This is a genomic window from Dietzia sp. HMSC21D01 (assembly GCF_001815995.1).
GTDB lineage: Bacteria > Actinomycetota > Actinomycetes > Mycobacteriales > Mycobacteriaceae > Dietzia > Dietzia cinnamea.
In genome coordinates, this window is the sequence record NZ_KV824135.1 from 1 (window position 1) to 2,463 (window position 2,463).

2 protein-coding genes are annotated in these 2,463 nt (G+C 63.9%); both read right to left on the reverse strand.

The window, feature by feature from the left end; translation table 11 throughout:
* Window positions 1-1,394, reverse strand: a 1,394-nt coding sequence (locus tag HMPREF3086_RS16525; protein ID WP_083324496.1) for a bifunctional copper resistance protein CopD/cytochrome c oxidase assembly protein, incomplete at its 3' end; no start/stop codon positions are given.
* Window positions 1,395-1,644: 250 nt separating this feature from the next.
* Window positions 1,645-2,463 (reverse strand): SURF1 family protein (locus tag HMPREF3086_RS18215; protein ID WP_141764139.1); only part of this gene is annotated, 819 nt, incomplete at its 5' end.

The window sequence follows — 2,463 nt, forward strand, 5'->3', positions numbered from 1 at the left end:
AGAGCACGGAGGGCGAGGGTCATCGGCCCCCCCATTGCGAGGAATATCGGCACGACGATGGACAGCAGAATATGTGCGGTCATGTGGGCGGAGAACTCGGCTCTCGCATACATGCCGAAGCCCGAGCTGGTGGTCAGAAAGAGGAACACACAGCCGGCCACCCACGAGATGGTGCGACCGGTCGGCCATCCGATTCCTCGCCTTCGCAGCGTTCGTAAGCCCCAGAGGTAAAGACCGAGCGCGACGACCGCCAGTGTTCCCGAGAGTAGATCGAACCGCCATTGCCCGACGATCGTGGCCATGGTGATCGGCCCGGAGAGTTGGAAGCCGATCAGCGATTCGTGAACGCTCGGGAGGTAGCGAGGTGCCGGCGGCGGGGTGCGGCCCAGAGATACAGCGATGGCCATAGTCGCGGCCATCAATCCAGCCTCAATGCCGGTGATACGAATGAGGATGCGCCGGCGAAGCGGTGCGTCGGGGTCCCGACTGTCCAGATCGGCGAGGATGCGGGCGCGTACCAGCAAACCACACAAGCCCAGTAGGGCCAGGGCGAACAGTTTAGCTACGACAAGCAATCCGTATGTGGAGGTGAGCAGGTCGGACAGGCGCAAACGGGTGAAGAGATTGATGACGCCGCTGAGTGCCATCACCACGATCGCCACGGTCGCGACCGCAGAGAATCGACGCAGTGCGAGCGCGACCTTCTTGCCTCCCCACCAGGCGTGCACAAGCACGGCGATGAGGCCGCCGACCCATGCTGCGGCGGCAAAGAGGTGAAGGATCAGCGAATTGGTGGCGATGTCGTGCGCCACCGCGCCTGCCGCATGTCCCGTCGCCGCGACCGGCAGCAGTGACAATACGGTGACGGCGAGCCACACCGCCGACCAACGCCACGAGAGGCTGAAGCGCTGGCCGATGCCTGCAATCAAAGCCAGCAACGCAGCCCACCGCCACGATGAGGCGACCTCGATCTGTTCGACGGCGAGAATCCACTGCTCGGGCGGAAGCGAGGCGGATAATGGTTTGCCCGAAGTGTCCGAGAGGGTGAGCAAGATGAGCAGCGCGGCCGAGGCCGCCCATGCCAGATTCGCCCACGATGAGAGTCGCTGTGCGCGATACCCGGCCACGTCGAGGGTCCCATCGGGTGCCGCAGGTGTGAAGAACACCGCGAACATCGCGGTGCCCACCGCGACTGCGCAGAGCAATTCGGCGACTACCCGTGTGGCAGGTAGCCCGGCAGTGGTGAGGATCCCAGGGTCGGGAATACCCAAAAGGACCAGGGCCTGGGCTGTTGATAATCCGGACAGCATGACCGCTAGAGCGGCACCGATGACGAGCAGGACCAGAATGACCGGCCAGACAGGTCGGCGCACGCTCGCCAGAGGAGAACTCATGGGCTCATCATAGAAAGCTCAACCCCGAGAACCGGAATGGACGAAGGGGGATCGCGACCAAGGGGGTCCTGCTGTCGGCGGAGCCAGGGAAATTAGCGGGGCCCGCCGAGGCCGTCGCCAACCAGGCTTCGGGTTGCACCTCGAAGGCCCCGGAGTCGTTCGAGGTCAATCGAGAGGTCGATGGGTAGCCGCCTGGCGGGACACGGCGACGGAAAGGAAAGGTTCGGTCAGCACATTGAGGCAGCAGCACTCAATAATCGAGACGGTTACCTTGTCGCAGATGGCGCCGTCGTTCCGCGTCGAACCTGGTGCCGTAGCGATCGCGAACAGTCTTCTCGATGAGGCGCTCATGCGAGATGGGTCCGCTGGCGGTAGTAGCAACGGGACGGCCTGATGCGTCGGTAGCAGTATTGTCACCGTCGTCGGTCCGCCCCTGGGGGCCCTCGCCGGCGTCGTTTTCGAGGTCGATGCCATCGGCACGGTTGCGGCGGCGCTCTCGGATGTCGCTCCACAGGAAGTACCCGAAGCCAACTGGTGCTAGGACCCCGAACGCGAGCCACTGCAACCCATAGGACAGGTAGCTGCCCGCCTCGATGGACGGCGTCGGCACCGGCTCGAGCGACCCGGGTTGGTTTCCGGGGAGTTGGAGGTGATGCGGCACGAGGTCGAGGCCCACAAGCGGACCTATTGCGGAGGTTTCGACATTGCGCACCATGTGTCGACCATGCAAAACGGTGGGCTCTGCTGGCGCATCGGTAGCCATTCGGAGCCTGGCGGTGATGGTCACGGGATCAGCCGGTACCGCAGGGTAGTCCGGCACCGAATTGTTCTCGCCGACTGGAACCCACCCGCGATTGATGAGAAGGTCAGTGCCCTTCTCGGTTCGAAAGGCGGCGAAGACCTGGTACACGGCTTTACCGTCGACCGCTCGTTGGCGTAGTAGAACTTCTGCCTCCGGAAGGTAGCGGCCAGTCGTCGTCACGAGGTGCCACTCGGACTGCTCCAGCGGAGTGTTGCCAGTCGTCAGCTCCGCCAGCGGCACCGGATCGGCCTCGATGCTCTCACGGAG